Source organism: Paenarthrobacter sp. 10L420, assembly GCF_056395385.1.
This window is the reverse complement of the sequence record NZ_JBFTJK010000025.1, coordinates 47631-54538: the sequence shown is the minus strand read 5'-3', so window position 1 is coordinate 54538 and position 6908 is coordinate 47631. Positions and strand designations below refer to the sequence as shown.

Annotated in this window: 6 protein-coding genes; 2 read left to right on the top strand and 4 right to left on the bottom strand. The window is 61.6% G+C overall.

The genetic code is table 11. The features are described from left to right. Nucleotides 1–144 precede the first annotated feature (144 nt). From AC1DD5_RS23115 to AC1DD5_RS23105, 3 genes are read right to left on the bottom strand one after another with little or no spacing between them, the layout of a single operon-like run. On the bottom strand, nt 145–723 hold the full coding sequence (locus AC1DD5_RS23115) for a hypothetical protein (protein WP_477522852.1): 579 nt from the start codon (nt 721–723) through the stop codon (nt 145–147). Further along, nucleotides 710–1513 (bottom strand): alpha/beta hydrolase, encoded by an 804-nt coding sequence (locus AC1DD5_RS23110; protein ID WP_442005593.1) that lies wholly within the window; start codon nt 1511–1513, stop codon nt 710–712. The genes AC1DD5_RS23115 and AC1DD5_RS23110 overlap by 14 nt, the downstream gene beginning before the upstream one ends. Further along, nucleotides 1510–2298 carry an alpha/beta hydrolase gene (locus AC1DD5_RS23105; protein ID WP_477522851.1) on the bottom strand — a complete coding sequence of 263 codons (789 nt, stop codon included), beginning with the start codon at nt 2296–2298 and terminating at the stop codon, nt 1510–1512. The genes AC1DD5_RS23110 and AC1DD5_RS23105 overlap by 4 nt, the downstream gene beginning before the upstream one ends. Nucleotides 2299–2407: 109 nt before the next feature. Between AC1DD5_RS23105 and AC1DD5_RS23100 the strand changes: the two genes are divergently transcribed. Together AC1DD5_RS23100 and AC1DD5_RS23095 are read left to right on the top strand one after the other, a co-directional pair. Further along, nucleotides 2408–3199 (top strand): lysophospholipid acyltransferase family protein, encoded by a 792-nt coding sequence (locus tag AC1DD5_RS23100; RefSeq protein WP_477522850.1) that lies wholly within the window; start codon nt 2408–2410, stop codon nt 3197–3199. A 66-nt stretch (nt 3200–3265) separates the two neighbouring features. Continuing rightward, nucleotides 3266–4669: a class II 3-deoxy-7-phosphoheptulonate synthase gene (locus AC1DD5_RS23095; RefSeq protein WP_477522849.1), complete on the top strand. Its 1404-nt coding sequence runs from the start codon at nt 3266–3268 to the stop codon at nt 4667–4669. 83 nt (nt 4670–4752) lie between these two features. Here the strand turns inward: AC1DD5_RS23095 and pknB are convergent, their stop codons facing one another. Beyond that, nucleotides 4753–6867 carry a Stk1 family PASTA domain-containing Ser/Thr kinase gene (gene pknB, locus AC1DD5_RS23090; protein WP_477522848.1) on the bottom strand — a complete coding sequence of 705 codons (2115 nt, stop codon included), beginning with the start codon at nt 6865–6867 and terminating at the stop codon, nt 4753–4755. Between the last annotated feature and the right edge of the window lie 41 nt (nt 6868–6908).

Below are 6908 nucleotides of genomic sequence, written 5' to 3'. Positions count from 1 at the left end.
AGCCCTGCCCTCATCGCCGAGGAACGGGACCACCGCGACAACACCTCAAAGTCGCCATCACGAATATCCAAAGCAGGAGCGGGAGGATGAGCCATGCCCAATTCTCCCAAACACCAACCATAAAACTACTTTAGACACGCGGCACTAGATGCGTGCGCCGTCGTCGTCCTCGTTTTTCTCGTGCGGTAGCCGCATGATCAGGTAGACGACGGAAGCTGCAAAGGCCACCACTATGCCAAGGATGGCCAGCAAGGGTGCCGAACGCCAGAACATCGCCGTAAAAAGCAGGGCGAGGGGGCCGCCTACAGCGCCGATCCATGCCAGCATGGTCAGCGGGTCCGTTCCCACCAGGCTGGGAGGCTCCTCGGGAACGAAGGCGCCGTCGTCGTCGTCCACTTCGAAATCGCGGGGACCCAGGGGCCTGCCGTCTGATTCTTCCTTTTCTCCTTGTGGCGTCCGGGCATCAGGTGCCGCTGCCGCGGATGGAGAAGACAGTCCCAGCGGATCAAAGTCCCTGAAGCCTTTTGGAGCGTCTTCCCCGGCTGGAGCGTCTTCCCTGGCTGGCCCGGTTTCTGCCTTGTCCCTTTCCTGCCGGCCCGGTTCGGAGGCCTCTCCGAGCGGTAAGGATTCCGTCGCCTCCAGCCGGGCCACCAAATCCAGCCACACGGCGTCGTCGTCTTTGTTGGCGCTCTGATCGGCAGAGTTGGGATCAGGCCTGTTCATCGGCTTTGTCCTTTTCGAGGGAAGACCCGTCGCCGGCCAGGGCCGCCATGGTCTTTTGGATGAAGTCGACGGTTCCCGTGAAGATTTCAGGGGCGTCGTTGTCAAGGGTCGCAACATGATGGCTGTTGCTGAGGTAGGTGACGTCAACGGGCGCCTGGACCCGTGCACGAAGGAATTCGAGGCTGGCGTTGGAGATGACATTGTCCACTGTGGAGCGAAAGACCCGGACAGGGGAACTGATGCGGGGCAATAGCGCGGCAGTGTCTTTGTACATCTTCTTCAACTCGTGGGCCGCTGCAACCGGGGTGCGGGAATATGCCCCTTCGTCCTGGTCCGGCTTCAAAATGTCATTGGCGATTGCCGGAGTGCTCTTCATGACGTACTTGAGGGCCGCAACGATCACGGCGCGCGGGTCATCAAGTACGAGGCCGGGGTTTACCACAATGGTGCCGGCCACGGGCCGTGTCGCCGCAATGCGCAGCGCCAGCGTTCCGCCCATGGACAGTCCAGCCGCGAACACGAAATCGCATTCGCCTGCCAGTTCCCTGTAGGAATCATCAACGGCCCGGTGCCATTCACGCCATGAACGCGTGGCCATATCCTGCCAGGTAGTTCCGTGCCCGGGGAGCAACGGAACCCTGACGGCATATCCCGCCGCTGCCAGGTGCTCCGCCCAGGGCCGGACGCTGTGCGGGCTTCCCGTAAACCCGTGTGACATGACGACGCCAACCCGGGGGCCTGAGCCAGTCCAGTTGCTGAGGAACGGGGAGAAATCGGGAAGCATTTTCATGATGACTCTGAGGCTACTCTGTCCGCGGCATGCTGACGGAAAAACTGCGCCGATTCTTCAAAGATGGTGGGTGCATCCACATCCAACGTGGCTACGTGGCCGCTCGCCGGGAGGGTCACCACTTTGAGTCGGGAGGGGTCCATATGCCTGCTGATCATAGCTACGGAAGTGGGCGGGATGACACCGTCCACTGAAGATTTGAAGACCAGTGCCGGGGCTTGAATTTGTGGGAGGGCGCGGGTTGCCTGGCGGAAGAGCTTCTTCAGTTCGTGCACGGACTTCAAAGGCGTCTTGGAATAGTCACCGTCCTGTGTGGCGGCCGCGGTCGGTTTTTCTTCCTCAATTGGTGAGGTGGTGGGCATGACGTACTTGAGTGCTCCGACGTACCTGACCCGGCGATCGTAGAAACTCAACCCTGGGTTCACCAGGACCAGGCCTGGAACGTCGTGCAGTGAAGCGAGGCGGAGGGCAACGGCACCGCCCATGGACAGGCCTGCCACAAAACATGTTTCGGTCCGGGCGGCAAGGTCCAGATAGCTTCGCTCAAATGTCCTGTACCAGTCCTGCCAGCGTGTGGCGGCGAGATCATGCCAGCTGGTTCCGTGACCGGGAAGCAAAGGCACTGAAACGGAAAAGCCCTGCCCGGCCAGATACTCGGCCCAAGGCAGGACGCTCAGCGGGCTACCCGTAAATCCGTGGCAGATGGCCACTCCGATGGAAGCATTGGCTCCGTGGCCGGGGTGGTGGAAGGCGAGCGGCGCGGCTGATTGGTTGCGTTCCGTCATGGCTCCATCGTGTCACTCTTCCCGACATTTCTCACTGGAGTAGGGTTGCTGTTGAGTGCCGCCGGCCTGGCCGGAAGGACGCCCGTAAACCGGCCGTGAGAGGACAAACGTGTTCTATTGGGTCATGAAGAGGATCTTTCTTGGTCCTGTTCTCAAACTCCTGTTCAGGCCATGGGTGAAAGGGCTGGACAACGTCCCCGAAAACGGCCCGGCGATCCTGGCGTCCAACCATTTGTCTTTTTCGGACTCCATCTTCCTTCCCCTGATGGTGGATCGACCTGTGATCTTCCTTGCCAAGTCCGAGTACTTCACCGGCAAGGGCATGAAGGGCCGCTTGACGGCGCTGTTCTTCAGGTTGACCAACCAACTGCCCATGGACCGTTCCGGCGGGGCCGCATCGGAGCTATCGCTGCAAGCCGGGAAGGACGTCCTGAATTCCGGCGGGCTCTTGGGAATCTACCCGGAAGGCACCCGGAGTCCGGACGCCAAGCTCTACCGCGGCAAGGTGGGTGTTGCACGGCTCGCACTCCAGACCCGTGTCCCTGTGGTGCCGGTGGCCATGATTGGCACGGAAAAGGTCCAGCCCATTGGCAAGAGGCTGCCCAGCATCCGGCGTATCGGTGTGATCTTTGGGCAGCCCTTGGACTTCAGCCGCTATTACGGCATGGAGGATGACCGGCTCATTCAACGGGCTGCAACTGACGAAATCATGTACGAGCTGATGCGGCTTTCCGGACAAGAGTACGTGGACGAGTACGCAGCTGTGGTCAAGGCCCGCCTGGACGGCAAAGGGCCCGGGACCGTAGGTAAAGTCAAAGCGGCCGAGGAGGCTCCTTCAGACATCGCCGATGACAAGGATGAACCCAAGGAAGACGGGGGAGCGGCCAGCGGGGGACTGTGACGCATTCGGCAGGGACAGTTACGCCTGCAGTGCCCCAACCTTGGCGGAGGCTACTACTCTTGAAGGGTGACTGAGCTAACCGCGAACACCGCACCCCCTGTAGTAGACCCACTCGCCAGCACCGCCCAGAGTGGGGCTGCAAATTACCCCGGGCTTGACGCCTGGCGGGACCTGCCCATTTCCCAGCAGCCCACGTGGTCTGACTCTGACGTCTTCAAGGCCTCCGTGAAGGAACTTTCCGTCGTTCCGCCGCTGGTCTTCGCCGGCGAAGTGGACGTTCTTCGGGAGCGCTTGGCTGCGGCCGCCCAAGGCAAGGCTTTCCTCCTGCAGGGCGGAGACTGCGCAGAAACCTTTGAAGCCGCTACCGCGGACAAGATCAGCGCACGCGTCAAGACGATCCTCCAGATGGCCGTGGTGCTGACGTACGGTGCGGCGATGCCGGTCATCAAGATGGGCCGCATGGCCGGCCAATTTGCCAAGCCACGATCGTCCAACGATGAAACCCGCGACGGCGTGACGCTTCCCGCATACCGCGGAGATATCGTCAACGGCTACGACTTCACACCCGAGTCCCGCGCGCACGACGCCGGCAGGATGCTGAAGGCCTACCATACGTCGGCATCCACACTTAACCTGATCCGGGCATTCACCCAAGGTGGCTTCGCGGATCTTCGGCTGGTCCACCAATGGAACAAGGGCTTCACTGAGAACCCGGCGCATGCCCGGTACGAGTCCCTTGCCCGCGACATTGATCGCGCCATCATGTTCATGGACTCCTGTGGTGCTGACTTCGAGGCGCTCAAGCGGGTTGAGTTCTTCGCCAGCCACGAGGCACTGCTGCTCGACTACGAACGCGCACTGACCCGCATCGACTCCCGCACCGGACTGCCCTACGACACTTCCGCCCACTTCCTCTGGATCGGCGAGCGGACCCGCGAACTCGATCATGCCCACGTGGACTTCCTTTCCCGTGTACGGAACCCCATTGGAGTCAAGCTCGGCCCCACCACCAGCGGCGACGATGCCCTGCGCCTCATCGACAAGCTGGACCCCAACCGCGAACCCGGGCGCCTGACATTCATTACCCGCATGGGCGCCACCAACATCCGCGAAAAGCTGCCGGCCGTCGTCGAGCGCGTTACTGCATCCGGTGCCCAGGTCCTGTGGGTGACGGACCCGATGCACGGCAACACTGTGACCTCGCCAAACGGGTACAAGACCCGCAACTTCGACGACGTCATTGATGAAGTACGTGGATTCTTCGAGGTGCACCACTCCCTGGGAACGGTTCCGGGCGGTCTGCATGTCGAAATGACCGGCGACGACGTCGCCGAGTGCCTCGGTGGTGCAGATCCCATCGATCAGGACGCTTTCCTGGACCGCTATGAGTCTGTCTGCGATCCGCGCCTGAACCACATGCAGTCCCTCGAGATGGCCTTCCTGGTGGCAGGAGCTCTCTCCAAGAGGTAGCAGATATAAGAAAGGTGCGGTCCGGATGAATTCGGACCGCACCTTTTTTCGTGAACCTTTCAGATAATCGTCCCGCCGATTCGCTAGACGACCGTCAGCATTACGACCGATCCTTCTGGGACTTCTTTGTCCACCGGATTCTGGTCCCGGACGGTCCCAAAGAATCCACCCAGGATCTCATTCACCTTCACTTCGAAACCCAGTGCCTCCAGCTGTTGCCGTGCTTCCTTGGCCTGCTTGCCAATAAAGCTCGGCACCCTCACCAGCTTGGGTCCCTTGGACAGCGTCAGGGTCACCGTTTCACCACGGATGAGCGTGCCATTGCCAGGGGACTGTGCCACAACGGCGCCCTTGGGCACGGATTTGTCGTTGACCGTCTCTGGGGCGACAACGGCCTTCAATCCGGCATCCTGAATTGCTTTCACGGCAGCATCCTGCGGCAAACCCCGAACATCGGGAACGGGGATGGGCTGGGGTCCTTTGGAAACAACGAAGGAAACCGGCGTGCCGTGGCGGACTTCTTTGCCCGGGGCAGGGTCCTGGGAGATGACAATGCCTGCGGGGATCTTCTCGTCGAAAGCCTCTGTGACGTTGCCAAGGGTCATTTGGGCGGCGTTAAGGGCCGTCTTTGCGTCATCAAGAGTCCCACCCGTCAGCCCGGGGAGCGCGAAGAGTTGTGCACCTTTTGAAACGAAAAGCGCGATGGTTTGAAACTTCCGTACCACTTCCCCGGATTTGGGTTCAGTCCCGACGGCGAGCCCCGCCTGGACGTCGTCGTCGAAGACGTCCTTGGGCTCGGACTGGAATCCTGCCGTTCGCAGGAGTTGTTGGGCCTCGGCCACTGTCTTGTTCTTGACATCGGGAACGGTGCCTGGAGATCCAGGCCCCATGCCGAAGAACCACCCGGCAGAACCTGCCAGCAGCGCCAGGATCACGATCACGACTGTCCAAATAACAGCGCGCCGCCGGGGATTGCCTTCACGCAAGGGGCGCATCGGGGTGGCAGCAGCCCGGGCCTGGTCTTTAGCCTGTTGCCGCTCCAGCTTCTTCTGCTCCCGTTTGCTGGGCTGGGGCAGGTCATCGTCCACACCGGGAAGGGCCAGGCCGGCGTTGCGTGGTTGCCGTGCAGATCCTGCCATCACGGTTGTCGGGTTGCTCTGGTGTGGGATGAATTCGGTGGGCGATGCTGTAGTGGCAAGGGCCTCGGTGGGATTCTCTTGCGGGGTGGCCCCCTGCCGAGCGGCGCCGGAAGCGGGACCCGCGGAAGCGGCTGCCCCGATGGAACCCGCTGCCCCAGCAGCAGCGCCAGGGGAGAGGGGCCGGGAGGAGGGCTGCCGGTGGTCCAGTTGTTCGTCGCTCAGGGTGGTTCGGATGTGGCGAAGTTCCGATAGCAAGGCGGAGCCGTCCACGGGCCGGTTTTCGGCGTCTACAGCAGTACACCACTGCACAAGTTCGTCCAGGTCTTCGGCAAGACCGGGAGCAGCCTCTGAGGGGCGGCCAACCACGGCGTTGACGTGCTGGTAAGCAACTTGAATCGGGGACTCGCCAGCATATGGCTGCTTGCCTGTGAGCATTTCGTAGAGCATGATGCCCGCTGAGTAGACGTCGCTGCGGGCATCGGCGGGTTTGCCGAGCACCAATTCGGGAGGGAGGTACGCGACCGTGCCGATCAAGGCGCCTGTACTTGTGGTGGCCGTGACAGCCCGGGCTAATCCGAAGTCGCCTACCTTGATCCGGCCGTCGTCCGCTATGAGCACGTTCTCCGGTTTGATGTCCCGATGTATGAGTCCTGCTCCATGGGCTGCCGCTAAACCTTCGATGACGGGATCGATCAGAGCGAGGGCGAGGCGCGGTGGAAGTGCACCCTGCTGGTTGATGACGTCACGAAGCGTATGGCCTTTGACATACTCCATCACCAGATAAGCGATATGCCCGTCTTCGCCCTGGTCCAGCACGCTGACAACGTGGGGATGGGACAGGCTCGCAGCGGCCTTGGCCTCGCGGCTGAGTCGCTCCAGGAACGTCTCGTCATTTGCCAGGTGCGGGTGCAGGACTTTGAGGGCCACGTCGCGCTCCAGGCGCTGGTCCGTGGCCAGGTAGACGGTGGACATTCCGCCTCTGGCAAGGCGTGAGCGGACGTGGTAGCGCCCGTCCACCGTGGTCCCGATGAGGTGGTCTTGCGTTTGTTCCTGCACCATACGATCCTAATCGAGGCAGGGAAGAGGCCCGAATCCGCAAA

Coding starts and splice junctions, on each gene's coding strand:
- AC1DD5_RS23115 (WP_477522852.1), bottom strand. CDS start 723: ATGAACAGGCCTGATCCCAACTCTGCCGATCAGAGCGCCAACAAAGAC.
- AC1DD5_RS23110 (WP_442005593.1), bottom strand. CDS start 1,513: ATGAAAATGCTTCCCGATTTCTCCCCGTTCCTCAGCAACTGGACTGGC.
- AC1DD5_RS23105 (WP_477522851.1), bottom strand. CDS start 2,298: ATGACGGAACGCAACCAATCAGCCGCGCCGCTCGCCTTCCACCACCCC.
- pknB (WP_477522848.1), bottom strand. CDS start 6,867: ATGGTGCAGGAACAAACGCAAGACCACCTCATCGGGACCACGGTGGAC.